Here is a 24,189-nt window from a genome sequence, read left to right as displayed (position 1 = left end):
TTGAGGCTACCTGAAAATCAATGCGCGGCGACAAACGCGTCCACCGCTTCCTGCGAGGTGAGCGCGGCGCACGCGGCGGCTTTGTCGATGCGTTTGGCCAGGCCGGCCAACACTTTGCCCGGCCCGCACTCGGCAGATTCGGCAAGGTCTTCGCGCACCAGGAGCGCCACGGTTTCCGTCCAGCGCACCGGGCTGTAGAGCTGGCGCACCAGCGCATCTTTGATTTGCGCCGGGTCGGCATAAGAAGCCACATCCACATTGTTCACCACGCGGATTTGCGGCGCCTGCAAAGCCACGTTTTGCAGCGCGGCGGCCAGCTTTTCGGCAGCGGGTTTCATCAGGCTACAATGCGAAGGCACCGACACGGGTAGCGGCAGCGCGCGTTTAGCACCGGCTTCCTTGGCGGCGGCCATGGCGCGTTCCACCGCGGCCGCGTCGCCCGCAATCACCACCTGGCCGGGCGAATTGAAGTTCACTGCCTCCACCACCTGCCCTTGCGCGGCAGCGGCGCAAACCTGGCGCACGGCATCGTCTTCCAAGCCCAACACGGCGGCCATCGCGCCCTGCCCCTGCGGCACGGCCGACTGCATCAGCTCGGCGCGCAGGCGCACCAGGCGCACGGCATCGGCAAAATCCAGGCTGCCGGCGGCCACCAAGGCGCTGTATTCGCCCAAGCTGTGCCCGGCCACGGCGGCGGGCGCTTTGCCGCCTGCTTCGAGATAGGCGCGGTAAGTGGCCACACCGGCGGCCAGCATCAGCGGCTGGGTGTTCACGGTTTGGCCGATGAGGGCGGCGTCTTCGCCGTTCATCATCGCCCACAAATCCTGATTCAGCGCGGCGGAGGCTTCGTCAAAAGTTTGGCGCACCACGGATACGCCGTCGAAGCCGGCCATCATGTTCAGGCTCTGCGAGCCTTGGCCGGGAAAGAAAAAGGCAAAAGACATGGGGTTTCCTTATCTGATAAAGAGAGGGAGAGTGTGTTGGCATCATACAGGCTACCTGAAAAGCGATTCGGATTTTTCAGGTAGCCTCATATCGGTTTGCCGCTGCAAAAGGCTACCTGAAAAACAGCATGCCGTATTTTCAGGTAGCCTCACATCACATCAGCGCACGTGGTAGTTCGGCGCTTCCTTCGTAATCTGCACATCGTGCACGTGCGATTCGCTCATGCCGGCGGCGGTGATTTCCACAAACTCGGCTTTTTCATGCATCTCGGCAATGCTGCCGCAGCCGAGGTAACCCATGCTGGAGCGCAGGCCGCCAACAAGCTGGTGAATAATATTCACAATCGGGCCTTTATACGGCACGCGGCCTTCAATGCCCTCGGGCACATATTTGTCGGCGCTGTCTTGCTTGTCTTGGAAATAGCGGTCGGAAGAGCCCTGGCTCATCGCGCCCAGCGAGCCCATGCCTCGGTAGGATTTATAAGAACGTCCCTGATAGAGTTCGATTTCGCCCGGCGCTTCGTCGGTGCCGGCAAACATGCCGCCCAGCATCACGGTGGAAGCCCCGGCCGCCAAGGCTTTGGCCACGTCGCCGGAGAAGCGGATGCCGCCGTCGGCAATCAGCGGCACGCCGGTGCCTTTGAGCGCTTCGGCCACATTGTGAATGGCCGTCAGCTGCGGCACGCCCACGCCGGCCACAATGCGGGTGGTGCAGATAGAGCCCGGGCCGATGCCCACTTTCACTGCGTCTGCCCCGGCGGCCACCAAATCGCGCGCCGCCTGCGCGGTGGCGATGTTGCCGCCGATCACCTGCACCTGCGGGAAATGTTTCTTCACCCATTTAACGCGGTCGAGCACACCCTGGCTGTGGCCGTGTGCGGTGTCCACCACCACCACGTCCACCCCAGCAGCCACCAAAGCGGCCACGCGCTCGTCGGTTTCCGGGCCCACGCCCACCGCCGCACCCACGCGCAAACGGCCGTCGTTATCCTTGTTGGCACGCGGAAACTCGGTGGTTTTCAAAATATCGCGCACGGTAATCAGCCCGCGCAGCTCGTCTTGCCCGTTCACAACCAAAACGCGCTCGACCTTATGCTGGTGCATCAGTTCGCGCGCGTCTTCAATGCTGGTGCCCTCCGGCACGGTAACCAATTGCGATCTGGGCGTCATGATGGCGGACACCGGCTGGTCGAGGCGGGTTTCAAAGCGCAAATCGCGGTTGGTCACCAAACCCACCAGCTTGCCGTTCTGCACCACCGGCAGCCCGGACATCTGCCGCTTGCGCTGCGCCCGCATCTCCAGAAGCTGGCCGATCAGCATTTCCGGCGCAATCGTTACCGGGTCTTTCACCACGCCGCTCTCGTGGCGTTTCACTTTAGCCACGGCCTCGGCCTGGCGCTTGATGCTCATATTCTTATGGATGATGCCAATACCGCCTTCCTGCGCCATGGAAATGGCCAGGCGTGCTTCCGTAACCGTGTCCATAGCAGCGGAAATCAGCGGCAAGTTCAGGGGGATATCGCGGGTGAGCTGCGTTTGCAGCGAGACGTGCTTGGGCAGCACTTGGGAATGGGCGGGAACAAGCAATACATCGTCAAAGGTGTAGGCTTTTTCAACGATTCGCATGATTATAACCTTCTCTTCGGTTGCTAATAATGCGGCGGCATTGTAGCAAAATTGCCGGCATTTAGTAAGCTCCCCCAGCACAAATCCGCTTCAGGCATGACAGGCCGATATTATTTGAAGTACAATGAAAACCGATTGTGTAACCATACTCAACGGGAAGACTTCCAAATGAATAAAAAATTATCTCTTTTGGCCGCCTGTGCAGCGGCAATGCTGTTTTCAGGTAGCCTGATGGCCGAAGACGTGTATGAATGGAAAACCGGCCGCGTTTCCAACTATTCCGACGTGCCGAGAAACCTTACCCCGGCTACCAGCAACATTGTAAACGTGCGCACACAAACCTCCCGCCCGGCCGCCGCTCCTGTCAGCCAGCAGCAAAACCAGCTGCCGCAGGTGCAAAACAACACCGGCGAAATTTCCGCCGCTGATCTGCAAGCCATGGCCAACCAGAAACAGATGGAAGAAAACAAAGCCACCGAAGATGCTAACCGCAAAGTGCAAGAACAAAACGAAGCCGCCCGCGCCAGCAACTGCAATGTGGCTAAGCTGAACCTGCAACACGCGCAAACCGCCCGCATCCAAAACCGCGAACAGCTGGTACAGCAATACCAAAACAACGTCAACCAATACTGCAACTAAAGGCCAACCAAACCTTCCGGCTTCGATTCAGCCGGCCGTTTCGGTCTGCCGCAACATTCCCGACCTTCATCCGGCCATGTCTGATTTCGATCCGAACACCCTCATCGGCAACCTGCCCAACCTGCCCGGCGTTTACCGCTTTTTGGACAAGGACGGGCAGGTTTTGTATGTCGGCAAAGCGGTGAACCTCAAGCGCCGCGTGAGCAGCTATTTCCAGAAAAACGACCTGTCCCCGCGCATTGCCCTGATGGTGCGGCAGATTGCCAATATCGAAATCACGGTTACCCGCTCCGAAACCGAAGCACTGATTCTGGAAAACAACTTCATCAAAGCCCTGTCGCCCAAATACAATATCCTGTTTCGCGACGATAAATCCTATCCTTATTTGATGATCACCGGCCACCCCTTCCCTCAGATGGCCTACTACCGCGGCAGCTTGAAAAAGCCCAACCAATACTTCGGCCCCTACCCCAACAGCTACGCCGTGCGCGATAGCATTCAGATTTTGCAAAAAGTTTTCCTGCTGCGCACCTGCGAAGACAGCGTGTTCGAACACCGCGACCGCCCCTGCCTGCTCGCCCAAATCAAACGCTGCTCCGCCCCCTGCGTCGGCCATATTTCGCAGGAAGACTACCGCGCCAGCGTCGAGCAGGCCGTCACCTTCCTCAACGGCAAAACCGACAGCCTGCTGCACAACCTCACCGCCAAGATGCAGCAAGCCGCCGCCGAGCTCGATTTCGAACACGCCGCCCGCTACCGCGACCAAATCCAAGCCTTGGGTAAAATCCAGAGCCAGCAATTTATTGACAGCAACAACCCCCACGCCGCCCACAACATCGACATCCTCGCCCTCGCCGCCGAACAAGGCGGCATCTGCATCCACTGGGTCAGCATCCGCAACGGCCGGCGCGTGGGCGAAAAAAGCTTTTTCCCCGACAGCCGTCACACCGCGCCCGAAGAGCCTGCCGAATACGGTGAAGCCTTTGCCGCCCAGCATTACCTCGGCCGCGACAAGCCCGACATCATCATCAGCAACTTCAGGCTACCTGAAAACCTGCAAGCAGCCCTGATAGCAGAACAAGGCAAACAAATCCGCTTCGTTTCCAAAACCACCGGCGAACGCCGCGTATGGCTGCAAATGGCCGAACAAAATGCCCTGCTCGCCCTGCGGCAACAACAGCAGCAAAACCAAAACCAGCAACAACGCATCCAATCCCTGGCCGAACTGTTGCAGATCAACAGTGCCGAACTCGGCCGCATCGAATGTTTCGACATCAGCCACACCCAGGGTGAAGCCACCGTCGCCTCCTGTGTCGTGTATGAAAACGAAAGCATGCGCCCCGACCAATACCGCCGCTACAACATCAAAACCGCCCAGCCCGGCGACGATTACGCCGCCATGCGCGAAGTGCTCACCCGCCGCTACGGCAAGCTCGCCGAAGGCAACGACGAAGACGGCAAATGGCCCGATTTGGTGCTCATCGACGGCGGCAAAGGCCAAGTGGGCATGGCGCAGCAAGTGTGGCAGGATTTGGGCATCCACCTGCCCATGGTCGGCATCGCCAAAGGCCCCGAGCGCAAAGCCGGGCTCGAGGAACTGATTATTCCCCACCTGGGCACCACCATGCAGCTGCCGCCGCACCACCCCGCACTGCACCTCTTGCAAACCGTGCGCGACGAATCGCACCGCTTCGCCATCACCGGCCACCGCCGCAAGCGCGGCAAAGCCCGCGTCACCTCCTCACTGGCCGAAATCCCCGGCGTGGGCGACAAACGCCGCCGCAGCCTGCTCACCCGCTTCGGCGGCCTGCGCGGCATCCAGGCCGCCAGCATCGACGACCTGGCGCAAACCGAAGGCATCAGCCGCGCCCTCGCCGAAAAAATCTACGATGCCCTGCATCACTAAAACCATAAAAGAGACAACAATATGCCGTGGAACGTCCCCATCCTGCTCACCTGGTCGCGCATCATCATGATCCCCCTGTTCACCGCCTTGTTCTACCTGCCGGCGGCCTGGCAGGTGGATATGCAAACCATCAACTGGTGCGCCGCCGCCCTGTTCGTGCTCGCCGCCGTCACCGACTGGTTCGACGGCTACCTCGCCCGCAAATGGCAGCAAACCTCCGATTTCGGCGCATTCCTCGACCCCGTGGCCGACAAACTCATGGTGGCCGTCGCCCTCATCCTGCTGGTGAAGCTCGATCGCACTTGGGCCATCTACGCCATCATCATCATCGGCCGCGAAATCACCATCTCCGCCCTGCGCGAATGGATGGCGCAGCTGGGCAAACGCAACAGCGTGGCCGTGGCCACCGTAGGCAAATTCAAAACCGCCGCCCAAATGGTGGCCATCACCCTGCTGCTGTTGGAAAGTTGGCCCGCCCTCGGCCTCGACTTTATATGGCTGGGCAACATCCTCATGTTCGCCGCCTGCGTGCTCACCCTGTGGTCGATGTTCTACTACCTCAAAATGGCCGCCAAAGAATTCAAACAGCCCCGCCCGCCCGAGGCAGCCTGAACACTCCGCGCACGCCGCCAATAAGCGCACCGAAGCCCGCATATTTTCAGGTAGCCTCCCACAGCCGCAGAGGCTACCTGAAAATATAAACAAGCTTGCATCACATCTAACAATTAACAATCCGCCTTTCCAATTTTCAGGTAGCCTATCTCCCCAACAGGCTACCTGAAAATTTACAGCAACAACAAAGGCTACCTGAAATCCAGCATCCCGCCCGCCGGCTATTTTCAGGTAGCCTTTACCGCAAAGCAATGTTAATATTCGCAAACGGCCATTCCGGCCCACACCACCCATCAATCCAAACAAAGGATCAAGCCATGTTTGCAAAATCCCTGTTGAAACCCCTCCTCCTCACCGCCGCCCTCCTGCTGCTCAACGGCTGCGCCACCGGCTTCTTATGGAAAGGGTATGATTCGGAAGGCTCCACCACCACCTCCACCCACACCGACCAAGACACCGTGGTCGGCTTCGCCCGCGCCAAGCCAGACAGCCGGCAACTGGTACCCAACAGCATCGTAATGCTGGGCGACCGCTATATCTACGTGCTGGATAAAGGCTCCGACCCGAGGACGGAAAGCGGCAAAACCGCCCGGGAAGTGGATTTGGGCGCGATTTTAGACGTCAAACTGTCCCGCCCCTTCCAAATGTACGACCCCTCAAACGACCCCAAAAACTGCTGCGGCACCCGCCCTTGGGAAGGCTTCAGGCTGACGGCCCGCAGCCCGTCGGCGCAACACTTCTGCAGCGCGGATTTCGATTTGGTCTATCAAGAAAACCCGCGCCTTTCCCCCGCCGAGCGCCGCCGCGAACGCGCCGAGCTGGAACGGCTGCAATTCAGGCAGGTTGCCGACAGCCGGGGCGAATCCCGCTATGCCCGCACCATCCGGGTGTGCGGCCAGCGTTACACCCGCCCCGGCGGCATGAAAGACGACTACCGTTTTGAAACGCCGATACCCGTTACCATCAGCAGCACGGTAACCAGAAGGGGCAGGAACGTATCCGGCGCAGTTGGGCGCGCCCTCGTTACCCCGTTTACCGCCGCAGTCGATATCGTTACCTTGCCCATCGTCTTGCCGTTCGCAGCCTTTGCGCTCAAGGATGGTATAAGGCCTGTGCGCTAAGCGCAGACACAAGGGAGGGATGCCGCTTGGCAATCCTCCCTTTTTTCAGGTAGCCTTCCGCCATGCCGAAGGCCGAACCTTTGCAGTATGATTTACGCCGTATGGGGTGGGTTTACACCCATCCTTGATTGCCAAGCACAAGCAATCGAATTGTTTACATTCATAAAACCCGCCGCCGCGAAGCAGGATGCTGCCAAGGTTTCAGGCCACCTGAAAACCTAGCGCACCGTTCAATATAAACCGCAAACCCCGCCACATTTTCAGGTAGCCTTCCGCGCCGCAAAGGCTACCTGAAAACATCAGGCCGACCATTTCCCATCCACCCCCGCCGATGCCTACCCCCACCCTCCTCCTTATCCGCCCCGCCGCCCGCATTCCCGCCGACGCCGCCCTGTGCCGCCGCGCCGGCTGGCAGCCCGTGCCCTTCCCGCTCATCCGCATTGCCGCCGAACCGACCGCACTGGCCGGGCTGCCCGCGCAGATGCAGCAGGCTGCGGCCGTCGTGTGGATCAGCCCCAGCGCCGTGGAAACCGCCCTGTCTGCATGTTCAGGCAGCCTTTCGCATTTAACCCAACCGCAAATCGCCGTAGGCGGCGGCACCGCCCAAGCCCTGCGGCAAGCCGGTTTCGCCAATATCATTTCCCCACCGGGCGGCCACGACAGCGAAGCCGTACTCGCCCTGCCCTGGTGGCACACGCTGGGCAAAGGCTCGTGCATCCTGATTATCCGCGGCGCACACGGCCGCCATCTGCTGCCCGACGCCCTGTGCCAACGCGGTTTTCAGGTAGCCTGCGCCGATATTTACCAACGCTTGCCGATTGAGCCCGATTGGGCGGTTTTCCACACCGCGCAGCCCGCCGCCGCCTGGATTACCTCCGCCGAACAAGTGCGCCTGCTGTTTGCCGCCGTGCCCGCAAGCCTCGCCCAGCGGCTGCAATCCTTGCTATACTTCGCCCATCATCCGCGCATCGCCCAAGCCCTGAGCCAGGCCGGCGCGGCACGTATCCGCCTGCTCGACTCGGCCGCAGAGCTGGAAAGCGCGTTAATTGCCGAACGGCAAAACCCGCCGCAGGCCACCTGAAACACAATGGCTACCTGAAAAATGCCAAGCGTGCAAACACCGCGCCGTATTTTCAGGTAGCCTCACAAACAACCGAACGGATTGAATATTAGGAAAGGAATCGCATGAGCCAACCAGAAAACGAAACCGTATCCGCACCCCAGCCGCCCGCCCCTGCCGCGCCAGCCGCACCGGTGGTGATCAAATCCGGCGGCCGAGGCGTGGGCCTGTTTGCCTTGGTGCTGGCCGTGCTCGGCCTCGGTGCCAGCGGGTTTTTATTCGTGCAGGGGCAAAACCTGCTCAAACGCCAAGAAATGCAGTTCGACCAGAAAATCAGCCAGGCCGCACTGGGCGAATCGCAAAATGCCGCCCTCCTGGCCGACAACAGCCGCAGACTGCAAAGCAGCGAATCCGACATCAAGCAGCTGCAAAGCGATATGCAGGCCCAGCAGGCCGAAGCCGCCGCCGGCAGCCGCGCACTGCAAGAATTGCTGAAAACCCGCAGCGACTGGGTGGTGGACGAAGCCGAAGCCGCGCTCAACCTGGCCGGCCAGCAGCTGATGATTGCCGACAACGTGCCTGCCGCCGTAGCCGTGCTGGAAGGCTTGGACGCACGGTTGGCGCGCTTCGAGCAACCGCAGCTTCTGCCACTCAAGCAGGCCGTGAGCAGTGATTTGGCCAAACTCAAACAGCGCCCCTTTACCGACACTGCCAACGCCGCCCTGCGCCTGAGCCGCCTAGAAGCCGCCGTGGGCGGGCTGCCGCTCTTGGCCGACTCCAGCCTGCGCCCGCCGCAGGCTGCCGCGCCCGCTGCCGCCGCGCCGAACGCGCCGTGGTGGCGCAACGCCTGGAACCGCACCGTGAGCGGCCTCAAAGGCATGGTGGAAATCCGCCACCTGAACAGCACCGATGCGCTCTTGATGTCGCCCGAACAGGCGTTTTACGTGCGTGAAAACCTGCGCCTGCACCTGCTTTCCGCCCGCGTGGCCCTGATGCAGCGCCAAAACGATATTTATCAAAACGATTTGGCCGCTTCAGAAAACGCCGTGCGCCAATACTTCGACGCCACCACCCCCGCCGCCCAATCCTGGCTGCGCGAAATCGCCCAACTCAAAACGCTGCAACCGGGTGCCGGCAACGTGGGCGACAGCCTGGCCGCCAGCCTGAAAGCAGTAGCCGACTACCGCCAGCTGCGCCAAGGTGAAAGCGTAACCCAGCCGGAAATCGGCGCTGCTTCCGAAGCAGCCGCCTCACAGCCTGCCGCACCGGCACAAACGCCGCCCGTTTCCGCCCCGGCAACGCCGGCCGCTTCCGTTCCCGCCGCGCCCGCTCCGGCGCAGGCTTCCGCCGTACACAGGGGGATTGAGTCATGAAAGGGCTGATTTGGATTATCGTGCTGTTTGCCGCCGCCGTCGGCCTCACCATCGCCGCACAGCATTACAGCGGCAATGTGTATATCGTGATCGACCAGACACAAACCCAGATTGCGGTAAACCTGCACCTGTTCGTGGGTGCGATGCTGGTGTTCGTGGTATTGCTGTATTTGCTGCTGCGCCTGGTGGCCGGCATCATCGGCATCCCCGGCCGCCTGCGCCGTTTCGGCCGCAGCCGACAGTTGCACCACGCCGAAGCCGCGCTCAACAAAGCCGGCCTGGCTTTCTTTGAAGGCAAGTTCCAACACGCCGAACAGGAAGCCGCCAAAGTACTGGAAAACAAACAAGCCGGCCACAACCGCACGCTAGCCTTGATGCTGGCCGCACACAGCGCCGACCAGATGGGCGACGATGCCAAACGCGAAGGCTACCTGAAAGAAATCGCCCAGCTGCCGCACAAAGCCCAGCTCTCGCGCTACCTTTTGGAAGCCGAATCCGCGCTCAACCGGCAAGACTACCCCGCCGCCGAAGAAGCCCTGACCGCCGCCGGCGCCATCAACCCCAAGCTCACTCGGCTGGTGCGCCTGCAGCTGCGCTATATGTTTGAACAAAACAACCCGATGGAAGTGCTCGACCGCGTGGCCAAACTGGAAAAAGCCGCCGCCCTCAGCCCCGCCGAAGCCGCACAATACCGCGAATGGGCCTACCGCGAACTCCTTGCCCTAGCCGCCGACTACCCCGCGCTCAAAGCCTGCCTCGGCCGAATTCCCAAAGCCGAGCAGGAAGGCGAACTGTGCGTGCCGATTGCGGAAAAATTCCTGCAAATCGGCCAATACCCGCGTACGGTGAAATGGGTGAAAAACCACTATCCGCACAACCGCAGCGCCCAACTTTTGCCGCCCATGATCGAAGCCGCCCGCTACCTGAGTGCGCGCGAGCAGCAAAAAATCATGGACAGCGTGGAAGCCTGGCTGCGCGAATCTCCGCAAGACGCACAGCTGCTGCTGCACCTCGGCCAGATGGCCTACGCCAAACAGCTGTGGGGCAAGGCGCAAAGCTATCTGGAAGCCAGCATCCACACCCAAGCCAGCCCGCAGGCGCGCCTGGTGCTGGCCAAAGTGTTCGACGAAATGGAGAAACCCCAGCAGGCCGAAGAACAGCGCCAGCTGGTGCTGGCCGAAATCACGCCGGAAGAAGACGAAGCCGCCGCCGAATAGGCCGTTTCGTTTTCATCCGGCAATACGGGGCTGCCTGTTTTCAGGTAGCCCTATGTTTATGCTATAAAAGGCTACCTGAAAATTCCCGCCCCGCAGCCATGCGGCACACCAAATTTCAGCTTGGCTGAAGCTTGGCGTTTTCAGGTAGCCTTTATCATCTTATCAAACGCCAAAGCATCGGATGACATCAAAATCACAGCATAAAATCTGCCTGTCCCCACAAGAAAACCGGTCGCACCCCTTTAGAATTTCCACATATGGTTGTATGATTCATTTCCCGAAGAGAAGGGACTCGATTGTATCTAAACAAATGTAATGTATCTTTTCAGGAGACGAACATCATGAACATGAAAAAATGGCTGGCCACCGCCTTGGCCTGCTCCGCCATGGCCCTAAGCGGCTGCGGTAACTCCGGCAACACCCAGCAAGCCTCGCAGCCCGCAGCCGGCTCCGATGCCGCCGCCAGCACCGCTTCCGCCCCGGCCGAAGGCAAAGTGTTGCGCGTGGCCACCAACGCCGAATTCGCCCCGTTCGAATTCAAGAACGCCGACGGCTCCCTCAGCGGCTTCGACATCGACCTGCTCAACGCCATCGCCAAAGAAGCCGGCTACCGCGTGGAATTCAAAGACCAATCTTGGGACAGCCTGTTTAACAGCCTGAACAACGGCGACGTTGATCTGGTTGCAGCCGCCGTCACCATCACCCCCGAGCGGGAACAAACCATGCTCTTTACCGAGCCCTACTTCGAAATCACCCAAGTAGTGGCCGTGCCCGAAGGCAAGCAGGTTGCCTCCATTGAAGACCTGAAAAATCTCAACCGCGTCGGCGTGGTAACCGGCAACACCGGCGACTTGGCCGCCTCCAAATTCCTCGGCGCCACCAACCCCAAAGTAACCCGCTTCGAAACCCTGCCCCTCTTGCTCAAAGAGCTGCAAAACGGCGGCGTGGACGCAGCCGTGAGCGACAGCTCCGTGGTGATGGAATTCATCAAACACAATGGCGACAAAGGCTTCACCATGATCAAAGTGCCTGATTTCGAAGCCGAACACTACGGCATCGCCCTGCGCAAAGAAGACACCGAGCTGCGCGATACGCTCAACAAAGCCCTGGCTGCCGTTCGAGCCAGTGGCGAATACGACCGCATTTATCAGCAATACTTTGGCACCGCCACCGCCAAATAACTGCCCGGTCAAACATGTTCCACAAGCTGCCTGCACAAACGCAGGCAGTTTTTTATACCTCTTCAGGCTATCTGAAAAACCAGCTTGCTTTTTTAGGTAGCCTCTTGTGCTAAAGCAAAGCAAACCCGACAAGAAACAAGTGCCTTAGCCACACCCTTAGAGTATAATCTCAAGCTCCTGTTCCCAAACCGATTACCCCAGCAATCCCCGCCCATGAAATGCCCCTTCTGCCACCATAACAACACCCAAGTCATCGACTCCCGCCTGCTCGAAGAACAAAACAGCATCCGCCGCCGCCGCCGCTGCACCGCCTGCGACCGCCGTTTCAGCACCTATGAAACCGTCGAGCTGCGCATGCCGCAAATCATCAAAACCAACGGCGACCGCGTCATGTTCGACCCCATCAAGCTGCAAACCAGCCTCCAGCGCGCCCTGCACAAACGCCCCATCTCCGCCGAAACCATCGAACAAACCGTGCGCGACATCGAAGAGATGCTCTACAAAACCGGCAGCAAAGAAGTCCCCTCCCGCCTCATCGGCGAACTCGCCATGGAACAGCTCGCCCGGCTCGACCAAGTCGCCTACGTACGTTTCGCCTCCGTGTATAAAAGTTTCAAAGACGTAGCCGAATTCACCCGCACCATCGCCGGTCTCGAAGGCCAAGAGAAAAATCCTGCAAACCCGCTGCGTTAGCCCGCCCGTTTTGCTATACTGCGCCCCATTTATCCCAACACAATCAGATCATCATGAAACACAAGCGCCCCTCCCTCCTCCTGCTCGCCATCGGCAGCGCATTCCTGCTCGCCGGCTGCGAACAAAAAGCCGAAACCTCCGTAGTGGCCCCCAGCGCCAGCGAAGTGGCCGCAGCCTCCCAAACCGCCGCTGCCTCCGAAGCCGGCCCCAGCCAAGTGCTCACTTCCGCCGACGGCGTTATCAGCCTGTCCGTAAACGGCCATTTTGAAGACAAATCCGCCGAAGCCGCTCAATACATCGACGGCGCCGACAGCAACAAGCCCAGCCTGTTGCAACACGATGCCGAAAACGACATCACGATTTACATCAACAACTTCGGCGCGCCCAAACAGCCCGCCGACGCCTATTTTGCCAAACTCGCCGAAAGCATCCACGCCGACAAAGGCCTAGAAAACACCGAAGTGGATGCCCCCGCCGAACAGCGCATGGCCTACCGCTTCAGCCACGGCAAAGACGACAACGCCCTGAACGAAAGCTGCGTGGCCGTGTATGCCAAAAACCTCTACAACGTCTGCGCCACCAGCGGCACCGCCTCGCTGGCCGAGCTGGATGCCATGCTGAGCCAAATCACGGTGAAAGAGTAAGCCCCACGTTTCCACCATCCGCCAAGTTCACCGAGTTTGGCGGATTTTGTTTGGCTAGTTGATTAGCATCAGCCCAAGATAAAAGGCTACCTGAAAATTTTCAGGTAGCCTTTTATGCAATCAAACAGCCGCTCAAACCCCCTGCGCCTTAATCCGTTCGCCGCTTTCCAGCTTGTTCAGCGCGGAAAGGTAGGCTTTGGCGGCAGCCACCAGCGTATCGGTATCCGCACCCTGGCCGTTGGCTATACGGCCGTTCCTGGCCAGGCGCACGCCGGTTTCACCCTGGCTTTCGGTGCCGAAGGTAACGGCATTCACGGAATAAATCTGCAATTCGGCGCCGCTTTTCACCACGCTTTCGATGGCTTTGAAAATCGCATCCACCGGGCCGGAGCCGGTGGCCTCGGCATATTGCTCCTCACCGTCGGCACTGAATACGATTTCGGCGCGCGGCAATTCGCCGGTTTCGGTAACGATTCGCTGGGAAACGAATTTATAGCGGTCGGGCGCAAGGTTGGACATCTCGTCTGACACCAATGCGTGCAGGTCTTCATCGAAGATTTCACGCTTTTTGTCGGCCAGTTCTTTGAAACGGGCAAATGCGGCGTTGAGCGCTTCTTCGCTGCCCAGCTCAATACCTAATTCGGCCAGTTTGCTGCGGAAGGCGTTGCGCCCCGAAAGTTTGCCCAAACTCAGGCGGTTGGCCGCCCAACCCACGGATTCGGCCGACATGATTTCATAAGTTTCTCGGTGCTTGAGCACGCCGTCTTGGTGGATACCGGATTCGTGCGCGAAGGCGTTGGCGCCCACAATCGCCTTATTCGGCTGCACGGGGTAGCCGGTGATGGTAGACACCAGTTTGGATGTGGGCACGATTTGTGTGGTGTCGATGCCGGTTTCCAGCCCGAACAAATCGTGCCGCACCTTGAGCGCCATCACGATTTCTTCCAGGCTGGCATTGCCGGCGCGTTCGCCCAGGCCGTTTACCGTGCATTCTACCTGCCTTGCCCCAGCCTGCACGGCGGCCAGCGAATTAGCCACGGCCATACCCAAGTCGTTGTGGCAATGGGTGGACCACACCACTTTGTCGCTACCGGGGGTTTTGGCAATCAGCTCTCGGAAGAAATTTTCGGTTTTGTGCGGCACAGAATAACCCACTGTATCGGGGATATTGATGGTGGTGGCACCCGCTTCGATCACCGCGCCACACACCTCGGCCAGAAAGCCGATCTCAGAGCGCAGCGCATCTTCGCAGGAGAATTCCACATCATCGGTATATTCTTTGGCAATCTTCACTGCCTTCACCGCCGCAGCCACCACCTGTTGCGGCTTCATTTTCAGCTTGTGTTCCATATGTATGGGGCTGGTGGCAATGAAGGTGTGGATGCGTCGTTTCGGCGCGGGGGCAATCGCCTCGCCGGCTTTGCGCACATCGTTTTCCACCGCGCGTGCTAAAGAGCAAACCGTTGATTCGGTAATGGTTTGCGCAATTTCATACACCGCTTCGAAGTCGCCCGGGCTGGCAGCAGCAAAACCGGCTTCGATCACGTCCACACCCAGTTTTTCCAGCTGCCGCGCCACGCGCACTTTTTCTTCCTTGGTCATGGCGGCGCCGGGCGACTGTTCCCCGTCGCGCAGGGTGGTGTCGAAAATCACCACGCGGTTGCTGCCGGGCTGCACGGGCATACGCTGTAAGGCGGAGTGCTGCTCCATAAAAGCATTCAAATCCAACGGCCGGCCTTGCGCTTCAGCCAGGGCGGTTAAGCGCTGGAGCTGGTGCAGCGGCAGCGAGCCGCGCGTGCGCCATTTATAGATGGCGGCGGTAGAGGCAGCGCTGTCGGGGTCGAGCCGGCGCAGGGCTTCGGCCAACGCGTTTACGCCGCCGAAATAGGCAATCAAGCGTTCGATATCCAGTTTCATAGTGGACTTTCCGTCTAAATTTATCTAAGAACAAGTCGTACGGCGAGATAATAGACATTTATAGACATAAAATCAAGTGCTCCTCTATGCTGTTTTTAAAAATTTATACTTATTGTCCATAACCATTCATTTGTTGCATAAATACCTTGCTCCGGCAAGCCTGTACAGCGGCGGCTGGACTTCAATGTAAAGGGATGGTTATAATTTACAACAGATAAAAAAGTTTTAAGAAATAGAGAATAAACAACAATATCACTCATAAAAATCACAACAATAAAGATAACAAACACCGAATCTGAACCTACTTTTGCGGGGGAACAGCGATGTTCGAATTATCTCTTCCTCTTTCTCTTCTTTTAGTGGCGCTGCTGCTTTGGCTGGTGGTGCGCCTCAGGCAGCAGCATGCCCGGCATCAGCCCGCCACGCCCCGCGGGCATGATGATTGCAGTTTCTTCACCCGGGAATATCACCGTGATGAACAATAACTGCCTCCTTTCCGGTCATCCGTTCCGGCTCTGTTGCTTTGCTCCCTGCCTATCTGAATATTTTTCAGGTAGCCTCACGCCTATTCTTATCTTAAGGAAATACGATGTCTAAAACCGCCCTCCCCTTACTGCGCGTTGCGGCACTCGGCCTGCTGCTAGCCGCCCTGCCGGCTGCGGCACAAACGCCTTCTGATGAATCGCTGAACCGGTTGATTGAGCTGCAAGGCACTCGTGAGCAAATGCTTGAAGCATTATCTACTAATAGTACCTCGATAAAACAAGGAATAATTGAGGAAATTAATTCCGATAAAAACCTAACAAGATCACAGCAAGCAGCTTTGATACAAGCGATCAACCGCTATAACGATAATTTGTATCGTGAAGTCTTCAGCCAAGATACATGGAATGAAATCAATAAAATCAGTCGTAATTTTATGCGGCAGCTATTCACCCAAGAAGAAGTGGATGCCATGATTGCCTTCTACAGCACTCCCATAGGACAAAGTTCGACTCGTAAACAATATGAACTGGCCTCAATCATGATGCCCTCAATGCATAATCTTTTCCGGCAACGTATTGACCAAGCCAACCGTCATTTACTTCCTGAATATAAGCGGGAAGTTGAACGTATTATCCGACAATCTTCCCCCTCTAATACCAATATTGACCCTGTTCGCAGAGTAGGCTCTGGACACGGCACAGGTGGTTACGGTTCAGGATCGAGATCAGGTAGCTACCGCATCCCCGTTAAATAGATTTTCACTCGCTACCCACTACCCTCATTCCCCAGCCAGCGGGTAAAATACAGCCCAGCCCTGTAGGGCTACCTGAAAAACGGTTTCCATCGCACACAAAGCGCCTGCTTCAAACGCAGTTTTCAGGTAGCCTTTATATCGAAACCTTCCCACCGAGCTCCCCATGCCCACCCTATCCGAATTCCTCCAGCAACACCTCGCCGAACACCATCTGCCCACCGAACTCGGCAGCGTCGTTTCCACCCTAGCCCAAGCCTGCCAAACCATCAGCGGCCAAGTGCGCCAAGGCGCGCTCGCCGGCGTGCTCGGCGAAGCCGGCAGCAGCAATGTGCAAGACGAAGCGCAGAAAAAACTAGACGTTATCGCCAACCAAATCCTCATCGACGCCCTCCGCGCAAACCCCGCCGTGGCCGGCCTGGCCAGCGAAGAAGAAGAGCAGTTCGTGCCCGCCAACCAGCAGGGCGGCTACTTGGTGCTGTTCGACCCCTTAGACGGCTCGTCCAATATCGACATCAACATCTCCGTCGGCACCATCTTCTCCATCCTGAAAAAGCCAGAAGGCGCGCTTTCCACCCAATCCTTCCTGCAAAGCGGCCGCGAACAAATCGCCAGCGGCTATGCCCTCTACGGCCCGCAAACCCAGCTCGTACTCTGCCTGCGCCACGGCGTGGCCGTGTTCACCCTCGGCAGCAACGGCCAATTTGTCCAAACCCAGCTCAACCCGCAAATCCCGCAGCAAGCGCGCGAATTCGCCATCAATATGTCCAACCAGCGCCATTGGCAGCCGCCCATGCAGCAATATATTGCCGAGCTGCTCGCCGGCGACACCGGCCCCCGCGGCAAAAACTACAATATGCGCTGGGTCGCCAGCATGGTGGCCGAAATCCACCGCATCCTCATGCGCGGTGGCATTTTCATGTATCCCAAAGATGCCCGCGACCCCGCCAAGCCCGGCAAACTGCGCCTGATGTACGAAGCCAACCCGTTAAGCCTCATCATCGAACAAGCCGGCGGCGCCAGCAGCAATGCCCGAGAGCCCATGCTCGACATCCGGCCCGAAGGCCTGCACCAGCGCGTGGCCGTAATCATGGGCAGCCGCGAAGAAGTAGAATACGTTACCCGCCTGCACCAACAATAAACCAAAAGGCTACCTGAAAACTTTCGGCTTCGCAGAAGTCGCTGCTTTCAGGTAGCCCTCCCCTTTACAACCCTTTAGCATAAAGACACACCCGCCATGCAAACCATACGCGCCGCCGCCATCCAACTCGTTTCCCACACCGACCCCGCCGTCAACCGCCGCAGCGTTGTGCAGCAAGTCGCCGCTGCCGCCCAAGCCGGCGCCGACTGGGTGCTCCTGCCCGAATACTGGCCGCTGATGGGCCGGCACGATACAGACAAACTCGCCTTAGCCGAACAATTCGGCCGTGGCCCCCTACAAATTTTTATGGCCGAGCTCGCCGCCCGCCACCGTATCGTCTTATTCGGCGGCAGCATCCCCCTGCTCGCCAGCCAAAGCGGCAAAATCATCAACAGCCAGCTTGTTTACGGCCGCGACGGCCAATGCCTCAGCCGCTACGACAAAGCCCACCTCTTCAGCTACACCGGCATCGGCGAAAGCTACCGCGAAGCCGACACCATCGAAGCCGGCAACCACATCCCCGCTACCGTAGAAATCGACGGCTGGCGCTATGGCCAAGGCGTGTGCTACGACCTACGTTTTCCTGAAATCTTCCGTGCCCAACAACCTTTCGACGTGTTGCTCCTGCCCGCCGCTTTTACCTACACCACAGGCAAAGCCCACTGGCAAATCCTGCTGCAAGCCCGCGCCATCGAAAACCAATGCTACGTCATTGCCGCCGCCCAAGGCGGCCTGCACGACAGCGGGCGGCGCACCTACGGCCACAGCATGATCATCGACCCCTGGGGCGAAATCCTCGCCGAACTGCCCGAAGACGAAGGCTGGATCATGGCCGAGCTCAAACCCCAGCGTCTGCACACCGTGCGCAACCAGCTCCCCGCCCTGCAACACCGCCGGTTTTAAACAATCAGGCTACCTGAAAATTCAGCATACACTTTTCAGGTAGCCTTCCTACAGCACCTAGGCTGCTGCCTGAAAACAGCAACACAGCTCACCAGAAAGCAAGCATCATGCAAACCATCGTCGTCCTCACCGGTGCCGGCATCAGCGCCGACAGCGGCCTGCGCACCTTCCGCGACACCGACGGCCTGTGGGAAGGCTACAAAGTCGAAGAAGTCTGCACGCCCGAAGCATTTGAGCGCAATCCCAAACTCGTGATCGACTTCTACAACGAACGCCGCCGCCAAGCACAGGCCGCTCAGCCCAACGCCGCCCACCTCGCCCTCGCCGAGCTAGAAAAATACTACAAAGTGCAAATCATCACCCAAAACGTAGACGACCTGCACGAGCGCGCCGGCAGCCGCACCGTGCTGCACCTGCACGGCGAATTAAACAAAGCCCGCAGCAGCGTGAACGAGCAATACGTTATCGACTGGACGGGCGACCAATCCCTCTCCGATAAAGACCCCGAAGGCCGCCCCATGCGCCCGCACATCGTCTGGTTCGGCGAGGCCGTGCCGCTGATCGAAACCGCCGCGCAATGGGTGTCGCAGGCCGACAAAGTGCTGGTGGTCGGCACTTCCATGCAGGTGTATCCTGCCGCCGGCCTGCTGCAATACGCGCCCTACGAAGCCGAGCGCTACCTGGTCGATCCGCGCCCGCCCGCCGGCCTGGCCAACATCAGCATCATCGCTGCCAAAGCCAAAGACGGCGTACCGCAGCTGGTGGAAAAGCTGATTGCCGAAGCCCGGCAGGCTTAACGGCTTACAGGCTACCTGAAAATATTGTGCCAGCTGTTTTTCAGGTAGCCTTTTCCGCCTTATCAGGCTACCTGAAAACTTTGATTAACCGCTCACCTATCCGCCCCGTTCATGACCCAAATCCTGCTCTACACCTTCATCTACCTCGCCTTCGCCGTGGCCGCGGTGCTCATCTCCAAAAAACTGGGCTTGGGCTCGGTATTGGGCTATCTGATGGCCGGTATCGCCATTGGCCCGATGCTGGGTTTGGCCGGTAAGGAAACCGAATCTATCCAACACGTTGCCGAATTCGGCGTGGTAATGATGCTGTTTCTGGTGGGGCTGGAGCTGGCACCGCAAAAGTTGTGGCAGCTGCGGCACAAGCTCTTGGGGCTGGGCGGTTTGCAGGTGGCGCTGTCGGTGGCGGCGATTGCCGGCATTACCGTTGCTGTTGGCAAAAGCTGGCAGATGGGCGTGGCGGTGGGCTGCATTTTGGCGCTTTCCTCCACCGCCATCGTGCTGCAAACCTTCAACGAAAAAAACCTGATGCACACGCCGGGCGGGCAGGCGGGCTTCGCCATCCTGCTGTTTCAAGACGTGGCCGCCATCCCGATGCTGGCGCTGCTGCCGCTGCTGGCCACCTCCTCCCGCCACCAGCACAACCACGCCGCCACGCTGCTCACCGACCAGCCCGGCTGGGTACACGCCGCCGTAAGTATTGCCGCCATCCTGCTGATTGTGGTGGGCGTGCGCTTCTTGGTGCCGCGCATGTTCCGCTTCATCAGCCGTATCCGGCTCAACGAAATGTTTACCATATTCACGCTGGCACTGGTGGTGGGCATTGCCACGCTGATGTCGCTCATCGGTCTTTCACCCGCGCTGGGTGCCTTTGTGGCCGGTGTGGCACTGGCCAACAGCTCGTACCGGCATGAGATGGAAAGCCATCTGGAGCCGTTCAAAGGCCTGCTTCTGGGGCTGTTTTTCATCACCGTGGGCGCGGGCATGAATTTCCCGCTACTGTTTAAAGAGTTTTGGGTCGTCCTCGCCATGACAGCGGCCACCCTGGCAGTGAAAGGCAGCATCCTGTTCATCCTCGGCCTGCTGTTCCGCCTGCCGCGCATGGGCAGTAAACTCTTGGCCCTGAGCCTGGCACAGGCCGGCGAATTTGGCTTTGTGCTGCTTTCCATCGCGCGTCAAAGCCATGTGCTGCCTCGCGCTATGGCCGATCGCATTTCACTGGTGGTGGCCCTCTCCATGCTGCTCACCCCACTGTTATTTATCGTGTACGACAAAATCGTGGTGCCGCGCGGTATCGCCGAAGAAAACCAAGACCGCCCGCAAGACGTGGTCGAAGAAGAAAACCCGGTTATCCTGCTCGGCCACGGCCGCTTCGGCCGGCAAGTAAACAGCATGCTTACCGCCTGCGGCTTCCACACCACGGTCATCGACTTCCATGCTGACACCGTGGAAGGGCTCACTAAATACGGCAGCAAAACCTACTACGGCGACGCTACCCGTCCCGAACTGCTCAATTCCATCGGCCTGGCGCACGCCAAACTCTTGGTCGTTGGCATCGGCAACCGCCAGCAATCCACCGAAATTGTCGAATTCGTCCACCGCCATTATCCCAACCTGCCCGTGATCGCCCGCGCTCACGACCGTCTTCATGCCTACGATCTGCACCACGCTGGCGCCGACTACATTATCCGAGAAATGGCCGATGCCGCCATCCGCAGCGGCCGGATTGCCTTGGAAAAACTCGGCATCAACAGCAATAAAGCCCAGGAGCTGAGCGAGTTCTATGCCGCACGCGACCGCTACCAGATGGACAAACTGGCCGATGCCTACAGCCCTGATATCCCGCTGTTCGCCAATGAAGCCCTCATTAAAACCTCGCAAGAAATCGACGCCGAAACCGGCAATATGATGCAGGCCCTACTGCGCGGCGAGCACGTGGACTGGCAGGAAGACCCCGACAGCTGGACCCGCATGAAAAAAGGACTGGCCTAGCCCCGGCCACAACATCATGACCCAAACCAATGCAAAAAATGAAATCCGCCGCCACCTGCGCCGCACCCGGCAAGCCATCCCCCTCATCGAACGACAACGCGCCGAGCAACGCATCAACCGCTTGCTCAAAGGCTACCTGAAACGCGGCAAACGCCTTGCCGTCTATTGGCCCATCGGCAGCGAATTGCGGCTAAGCAGCCTCATCACTGCTGCACGGGCACGCGGCACCCGCCTCTACCTGCCCTATATCCAGCCCGGCAAGCAGCGCCTGTGGTTCACCCCCTATCCTGCCGCCGGCCGCCCCGAGCGCCAGCGCAAAGGCAAACTGCGCATTCCCCAGTTCGCCGGCAGGAAAATCCGCATTCACAACCTGCACGGCATCATCGTCCCCCTCATTGGTATCGACAAGCGCGGCTACCGCATGGGCCAAGGTGGCGGCTACTACGATGTCACCTTCGCCGCCACCCGCCACCGCCTCTGTCCACTCAAAATCGGCGCCGGCTTCGCCTGCCAGCAAACCGACATCCTGCCCACAGAGCCCCACGATATGCGACTCGACAAATGGGTTTGCGAAACCGGGGTTCAGCACTTTGACAAATATTGAATGCGAAAAATCAAATCAGTTTTGACTTCGCAGCAACTTCTCTTCATTACGTTTTCAGATAACCCCTTTTCTATCCCAATAACTTTTCAGGTAGCCTGCTATAGCTAACATACTAAATTTTATATACATTTCCAGCCATCATAGCCTACTCAAAGACTTCAAACACCTCGTCCTCAACAAGCTCGCACAAGGCATGAGCTGCCGTGAAGTTGCCCAAGAGTTCGACATCGCCCTTTCCACCATCGTCTATTGGAAACGTCCCCAAACCGCAAAGCAACCCAAACAGCGAGCTCCCCGAAAAATCAGCAAAGAGGCGTTGTTGGAGGATATTGCTCAATATCCCGATTCCTACGGTTATGAAAGAGCAAAGCGCTTCAACTGCTCTACCGACGGCATTCACAAAGCCTTAAGGCGGTACGGCATTACCCGTAAAAAAACCAACCGCCACCCGAAGGCCGATCCGACCCGTAGAAAAAGATTCCTGAAACGGCTGCACCGCTTTATCCGTAAAAATCGGCCTATTGTTTACTTGGATGAAAGCGGGTTTCGAAAAAATACCTACCGTCCTTATGGTTGCGCCCCGAGGGGAAAGCGGTGTTATGCCCGTTATGACTGGCAGGGCAGAAACCAAACCAATGCCATAGGGGCATTACATGGGGGTAGGCTGTTTGCTGTCAGCCTGTTTGATTGCAGTATCAACCGTCAGGTATTCGACGGGTGGGCGGAACAGGTGCTGATTCCCAACCTGCCTGAAAACAGTGTGGTGGTCATGGACAATGCGACTTTTCATAAAGGGGCGGTCATGAAGATGCTTGAGAAACACAAGCATTCCGTATTGTGGTTATCCCCATACAGTCCTGACTTGAATCCGATTGAGCATACTTGGGCTTGGATCAAACGTATGCGGCAAAAGAATCGGATTGACGATATTGATCGGTTGTTTCAAAAGTGTATCTAAAATTAAGTATGTTAGTTATAACAACCACAGGCTACCTGAAAATCAACGGGCACAAAGATATAAAAAGCCGCTGTTAGCCCAAACAAGGGAGCTTACAGCGGTTTTATTGTTTATTTAACCGTATCAGTATTCTGATGTCTAAATTTTACGGCTTAGCAGAAGAAGGCTTGTTTGCAGCGGGTTTCGCAGCAGGTGTAGCCGGTTTTGCAGCTGCCGGCTGTTGCGGAGATACAGCTTGACGATTAGCGGCAGGAGTACGAGCAGCTTGACCATTACCCACAGTAATTTCCGCAGAGATCTTCTGATAAATACCATTGCCGATACCGCGTACGTTTTTGATGTCTTCAGTTGATTTGAACGGGCCATTGGTTGTACGGTATTCAACAATTGCCGCAGCTTTAGACGGGCCGATACCGTTCAAAGTTTGCAACTCCTGTGCGGTAGCCGTATTAATATTAACTTGTGCCAATGCCCAAGAAAAGCTGAGCAAAGTAAAAACCGCAAACAAAAACTTTTTCATTCCTGACTCCTTATGGGGTTAATGGGATGATGTTCAATCAAAATGAACGATGAAACTATACATTATCATTATTTTCTGCACAAGCATTTTATTTTTAAATAATAAAATTTCATCATTTCCCCTCTTTATAGTAAATTAAAAACAAAATAGTACGATACTCGAATTTGAAGATCTAACCATGGCATACTCTGCGGATTTGCGAAACAAAGCCTTAACCTATTACGAGCAATGTAAAAATATCAGTCAAACCGCAACAACGTTCAAACTGTCCAGAAACACGCTTTACCTGTGGATCCGCCTTAAACAACAAACAGGCAGCTTGAAACATCAGGTCACAGGTCGAAATGCCGCCAAATTGGACAGGCAAAAACTGGCTCGATATGTCGGGCGATACCCGGATGCCTATCCGCATGAAATCGCCAAACACTTTGATTGTACGGCAGCCGCCATTTGCCATGCACCCAAACAGATGGGGATGACGCGCAAAAAAAGACCACCACTTACAAAGAACAAGACCCGGCCAAAGTAACGCATTATTTGACACGGCCGGCCGAACTTTCCGACTACCGACGTGTTTATTTGGACGAAACGGGATTTGACCGCTACCTGTTCCGTCCCTATGCCCGCAGCCCGAAAGGGCAACTAGTGAAGGCGAAGGTAAGCGGGAGAAGATACCGGCGCTTATCTCTTGTGTCCGCACAAGTCGGCAACCGGCGGATTGCTCCGATGGTTTATCAACATACGATGACCGGTGTCTTTTTTGAAGCGTGGTTTCGGCAATGCCTGCTGCCCGGATTGACTCAAAAATCGGTGATTATTTTAGATAATGCACGGTTTCACCGTATGGGCGTCTTACGGGAAACGGCGGGAAAATCGGGACATAAGGTATTGCCTCTTGCACCTTATTCACCCGAACTCAACCCGATTGAGAAGATGTGGGCGAATATTAAGCGGTATCTGCGTACCGTATTGTCTGATTACGCCCGATTTGACGATGCGCTATTGTCCTATTTTTATTTTAATTGACTATTCTTTTATCCCGCCCACAGGCTTCCAATTATTTTCATCTTTACTTATTTTCATCAGGCAAAAGCATACCCCGGCTGT

23 protein-coding genes are annotated in these 24,189 nt (G+C 57.5%); 19 read left to right on the top strand and 4 right to left on the bottom strand.

The window, feature by feature from the left end:
• Nucleotides 1-17: 17 nt before the first annotated feature.
• Both fabD and guaB read right to left on the bottom strand, forming a co-directional pair.
• Nucleotides 18-944 (bottom strand): ACP S-malonyltransferase, encoded by a 927-nt coding sequence (fabD, locus tag H9Q10_RS10645; protein WP_197903962.1) that lies wholly within the window; start codon nucleotides 942-944, stop codon nucleotides 18-20.
• A gap of 159 nt (nucleotides 945-1,103) precedes the next feature.
• Nucleotides 1,104-2,570, bottom strand: a complete 1,467-nt coding sequence (guaB, locus tag H9Q10_RS10640) for an IMP dehydrogenase (RefSeq protein WP_197903961.1) — start codon at nucleotides 2,568-2,570, stop codon at nucleotides 1,104-1,106.
• 168 nt (nucleotides 2,571-2,738) lie between these two features.
• Here guaB and H9Q10_RS10635 point away from each other — a divergent pair, with 168 nt between their 5' ends.
• The 10 genes from H9Q10_RS10635 (at nucleotide 2,739) to H9Q10_RS10590 (ending at nucleotide 13,016) form a co-directional block, all read left to right on the top strand.
• On the top strand, nucleotides 2,739-3,209 hold the full coding sequence (locus tag H9Q10_RS10635) for a DUF4124 domain-containing protein (RefSeq protein WP_197903960.1): 471 nt from the start codon (nucleotides 2,739-2,741) through the stop codon (nucleotides 3,207-3,209).
• 76 nt (nucleotides 3,210-3,285) lie between these two features.
• Nucleotides 3,286-5,115: an excinuclease ABC subunit UvrC gene (uvrC, locus tag H9Q10_RS10630; RefSeq protein WP_197903959.1), complete on the top strand. Its 1,830-nt coding sequence runs from the start codon at nucleotides 3,286-3,288 to the stop codon at nucleotides 5,113-5,115.
• Nucleotides 5,116-5,136: 21 nt separating this feature from the next.
• Complete coding sequence (pgsA, locus tag H9Q10_RS10625) at nucleotides 5,137-5,727, top strand: CDP-diacylglycerol--glycerol-3-phosphate 3-phosphatidyltransferase (protein WP_197903958.1); 591 nt, start codon at nucleotides 5,137-5,139, stop codon at nucleotides 5,725-5,727.
• 317 nt (nucleotides 5,728-6,044) lie between these two features.
• On the top strand, nucleotides 6,045-6,848 hold the full coding sequence (locus H9Q10_RS10620) for a hypothetical protein (protein WP_197903957.1): 804 nt from the start codon (nucleotides 6,045-6,047) through the stop codon (nucleotides 6,846-6,848).
• A gap of 331 nt (nucleotides 6,849-7,179) precedes the next feature.
• Nucleotides 7,180-7,929, top strand: coding sequence for a uroporphyrinogen-III synthase (locus tag H9Q10_RS10615; protein ID WP_197903956.1), 750 nt, complete (start codon nucleotides 7,180-7,182; stop codon nucleotides 7,927-7,929).
• 104 nt (nucleotides 7,930-8,033) lie between these two features.
• Nucleotides 8,034-9,281 carry a uroporphyrinogen-III C-methyltransferase gene (locus tag H9Q10_RS10610; RefSeq protein ID WP_197903955.1) on the top strand — a complete coding sequence of 416 codons (1,248 nt, stop codon included), beginning with the start codon at nucleotides 8,034-8,036 and terminating at the stop codon, nucleotides 9,279-9,281.
• Complete coding sequence (locus tag H9Q10_RS10605; RefSeq protein ID WP_197903954.1) at nucleotides 9,278-10,498, top strand: heme biosynthesis HemY N-terminal domain-containing protein; 1,221 nt, start codon at nucleotides 9,278-9,280, stop codon at nucleotides 10,496-10,498. Before H9Q10_RS10610 ends, H9Q10_RS10605 begins: the two co-directional genes overlap by 4 nt.
• 341 nt (nucleotides 10,499-10,839) lie before the next feature.
• Nucleotides 10,840-11,679 carry a basic amino acid ABC transporter substrate-binding protein gene (locus H9Q10_RS10600; RefSeq protein ID WP_197903953.1) on the top strand — a complete coding sequence of 280 codons (840 nt, stop codon included), beginning with the start codon at nucleotides 10,840-10,842 and terminating at the stop codon, nucleotides 11,677-11,679.
• A gap of 213 nt (nucleotides 11,680-11,892) precedes the next feature.
• On the top strand, nucleotides 11,893-12,372 hold the full coding sequence (nrdR, locus tag H9Q10_RS10595; protein ID WP_197903952.1) for a transcriptional regulator NrdR: 480 nt from the start codon (nucleotides 11,893-11,895) through the stop codon (nucleotides 12,370-12,372).
• A gap of 53 nt (nucleotides 12,373-12,425) precedes the next feature.
• A complete protein-coding gene (locus H9Q10_RS10590; protein ID WP_197903951.1) occupies nucleotides 12,426-13,016 on the top strand; it encodes a hypothetical protein in 591 nt (196 codons plus the stop codon).
• Nucleotides 13,017-13,148: 132 nt separating this feature from the next.
• Here H9Q10_RS10590 and H9Q10_RS10585 read toward each other — a convergent pair whose 3' ends face one another.
• Nucleotides 13,149-14,933: a 2-isopropylmalate synthase gene (locus tag H9Q10_RS10585; protein ID WP_197903950.1), complete on the bottom strand. Its 1,785-nt coding sequence runs from the start codon at nucleotides 14,931-14,933 to the stop codon at nucleotides 13,149-13,151.
• 323 nt (nucleotides 14,934-15,256) lie between these two features.
• On the opposite strand from H9Q10_RS10585, the gene H9Q10_RS10580 reads away from it, so the two are divergent.
• The 8 genes from H9Q10_RS10580 to H9Q10_RS10545 all read left to right on the top strand — a co-directional run bounded on the left by H9Q10_RS10580 (nucleotide 15,257) and on the right by H9Q10_RS10545 (nucleotide 22,562).
• Entirely contained in the window at nucleotides 15,257-15,418 is a 162-nt protein-coding gene (locus H9Q10_RS10580) for a hypothetical protein (RefSeq protein WP_197903949.1), read from the top strand.
• Nucleotides 15,419-15,522: 104 nt separating this feature from the next.
• On the top strand, nucleotides 15,523-16,173 hold the full coding sequence (locus H9Q10_RS10575) for a DUF2059 domain-containing protein (protein WP_197903948.1): 651 nt from the start codon (nucleotides 15,523-15,525) through the stop codon (nucleotides 16,171-16,173).
• Nucleotides 16,174-16,336: 163 nt separating this feature from the next.
• On the top strand, nucleotides 16,337-17,311 hold the full coding sequence (locus tag H9Q10_RS10570) for a class 1 fructose-bisphosphatase (protein WP_197903947.1): 975 nt from the start codon (nucleotides 16,337-16,339) through the stop codon (nucleotides 17,309-17,311).
• 96 nt (nucleotides 17,312-17,407) lie between these two features.
• Nucleotides 17,408-18,214, top strand: a complete 807-nt coding sequence (locus H9Q10_RS10565; RefSeq protein ID WP_197903946.1) for a carbon-nitrogen hydrolase family protein — start codon at nucleotides 17,408-17,410, stop codon at nucleotides 18,212-18,214.
• A 107-nt stretch (nucleotides 18,215-18,321) separates the two neighbouring features.
• Nucleotides 18,322-19,011, top strand: a complete 690-nt coding sequence (locus H9Q10_RS10560) for an SIR2 family NAD-dependent protein deacylase (RefSeq protein WP_197903945.1) — start codon at nucleotides 18,322-18,324, stop codon at nucleotides 19,009-19,011.
• 111 nt (nucleotides 19,012-19,122) lie between these two features.
• On the top strand, nucleotides 19,123-21,000 hold the full coding sequence (locus tag H9Q10_RS10555; RefSeq protein ID WP_197903944.1) for a monovalent cation:proton antiporter-2 (CPA2) family protein: 1,878 nt from the start codon (nucleotides 19,123-19,125) through the stop codon (nucleotides 20,998-21,000).
• Between the two features lie 16 nt (nucleotides 21,001-21,016).
• On the top strand, nucleotides 21,017-21,604 hold the full coding sequence (locus H9Q10_RS10550; protein WP_197903943.1) for a 5-formyltetrahydrofolate cyclo-ligase: 588 nt from the start codon (nucleotides 21,017-21,019) through the stop codon (nucleotides 21,602-21,604).
• Between the two features lie 100 nt (nucleotides 21,605-21,704).
• Nucleotides 21,705-22,562, top strand: coding sequence for an IS630 family transposase (locus H9Q10_RS10545; protein WP_338082325.1), 858 nt, complete (start codon nucleotides 21,705-21,707; stop codon nucleotides 22,560-22,562).
• Nucleotides 22,563-22,707: 145 nt separating this feature from the next.
• Here H9Q10_RS10545 and H9Q10_RS10540 read toward each other — a convergent pair whose 3' ends face one another.
• The gene (locus H9Q10_RS10540) at nucleotides 22,708-23,082 is read right to left on the bottom strand and encodes a ComEA family DNA-binding protein (RefSeq protein ID WP_197903941.1); all 375 of its coding nucleotides are present in this window, start codon (nucleotides 23,080-23,082) and stop codon (nucleotides 22,708-22,710) included.
• A 178-nt stretch (nucleotides 23,083-23,260) separates the two neighbouring features.
• Between H9Q10_RS10540 and H9Q10_RS10535 the strand changes: the two genes are divergently transcribed.
• A protein-coding gene (locus H9Q10_RS10535) for an IS630 family transposase (RefSeq protein WP_197903940.1) occupies nucleotides 23,261-24,108 on the top strand; the annotation gives its coding sequence in 2 pieces (ribosomal slippage) (nucleotides 23,261-23,576 and nucleotides 23,576-24,108; 849 coding nt in all).
• Nucleotides 24,109-24,189 lie beyond the last annotated feature (81 nt).

The organism is Eikenella glucosivorans, from assembly GCF_016025525.2.
GTDB classification, from domain to species: Bacteria; Pseudomonadota; Gammaproteobacteria; order Burkholderiales; family Neisseriaceae; genus Eikenella; species Eikenella glucosivorans.
This window is presented reverse-complemented; position numbering and strand designations above follow the sequence as displayed.

What these genes read in the sequence shown, in the direction of transcription:
- fabD (WP_197903962.1), bottom strand. Translation starts at nt 944, where the DNA reads ATGTCTTTTGCCTTTTTCTTTCCCGGCCAAGGCTCGCAGAGCCTGAAC.
- guaB (WP_197903961.1), bottom strand. Translation starts at nt 2,570, where the DNA reads ATGCGAATCGTTGAAAAAGCCTACACCTTTGACGATGTATTGCTTGTT.
- H9Q10_RS10635 (WP_197903960.1), top strand. Translation starts at nt 2,739, where the DNA reads ATGAATAAAAAATTATCTCTTTTGGCCGCCTGTGCAGCGGCAATGCTG.
- uvrC (WP_197903959.1), top strand. Translation starts at nt 3,286, where the DNA reads ATGTCTGATTTCGATCCGAACACCCTCATCGGCAACCTGCCCAACCTG.
- pgsA (WP_197903958.1), top strand. Translation starts at nt 5,137, where the DNA reads ATGCCGTGGAACGTCCCCATCCTGCTCACCTGGTCGCGCATCATCATG.
- H9Q10_RS10620 (WP_197903957.1), top strand. Translation starts at nt 6,045, where the DNA reads ATGTTTGCAAAATCCCTGTTGAAACCCCTCCTCCTCACCGCCGCCCTC.
- H9Q10_RS10615 (WP_197903956.1), top strand. Translation starts at nt 7,180, where the DNA reads ATGCCTACCCCCACCCTCCTCCTTATCCGCCCCGCCGCCCGCATTCCC.
- H9Q10_RS10610 (WP_197903955.1), top strand. Translation starts at nt 8,034, where the DNA reads ATGAGCCAACCAGAAAACGAAACCGTATCCGCACCCCAGCCGCCCGCC.
- H9Q10_RS10605 (WP_197903954.1), top strand. Translation starts at nt 9,278, where the DNA reads ATGAAAGGGCTGATTTGGATTATCGTGCTGTTTGCCGCCGCCGTCGGC.
- H9Q10_RS10600 (WP_197903953.1), top strand. Translation starts at nt 10,840, where the DNA reads ATGAACATGAAAAAATGGCTGGCCACCGCCTTGGCCTGCTCCGCCATG.
- nrdR (WP_197903952.1), top strand. Translation starts at nt 11,893, where the DNA reads ATGAAATGCCCCTTCTGCCACCATAACAACACCCAAGTCATCGACTCC.
- H9Q10_RS10590 (WP_197903951.1), top strand. Translation starts at nt 12,426, where the DNA reads ATGAAACACAAGCGCCCCTCCCTCCTCCTGCTCGCCATCGGCAGCGCA.
- H9Q10_RS10585 (WP_197903950.1), bottom strand. Translation starts at nt 14,933, where the DNA reads ATGAAACTGGATATCGAACGCTTGATTGCCTATTTCGGCGGCGTAAAC.
- H9Q10_RS10580 (WP_197903949.1), top strand. Translation starts at nt 15,257, where the DNA reads ATGTTCGAATTATCTCTTCCTCTTTCTCTTCTTTTAGTGGCGCTGCTG.
- H9Q10_RS10575 (WP_197903948.1), top strand. Translation starts at nt 15,523, where the DNA reads ATGTCTAAAACCGCCCTCCCCTTACTGCGCGTTGCGGCACTCGGCCTG.
- H9Q10_RS10570 (WP_197903947.1), top strand. Translation starts at nt 16,337, where the DNA reads ATGCCCACCCTATCCGAATTCCTCCAGCAACACCTCGCCGAACACCAT.
- H9Q10_RS10565 (WP_197903946.1), top strand. Translation starts at nt 17,408, where the DNA reads ATGCAAACCATACGCGCCGCCGCCATCCAACTCGTTTCCCACACCGAC.
- H9Q10_RS10560 (WP_197903945.1), top strand. Translation starts at nt 18,322, where the DNA reads ATGCAAACCATCGTCGTCCTCACCGGTGCCGGCATCAGCGCCGACAGC.
- H9Q10_RS10555 (WP_197903944.1), top strand. Translation starts at nt 19,123, where the DNA reads ATGACCCAAATCCTGCTCTACACCTTCATCTACCTCGCCTTCGCCGTG.
- H9Q10_RS10550 (WP_197903943.1), top strand. Translation starts at nt 21,017, where the DNA reads ATGACCCAAACCAATGCAAAAAATGAAATCCGCCGCCACCTGCGCCGC.
- H9Q10_RS10540 (WP_197903941.1), bottom strand. Translation starts at nt 23,082, where the DNA reads ATGAAAAAGTTTTTGTTTGCGGTTTTTACTTTGCTCAGCTTTTCTTGG.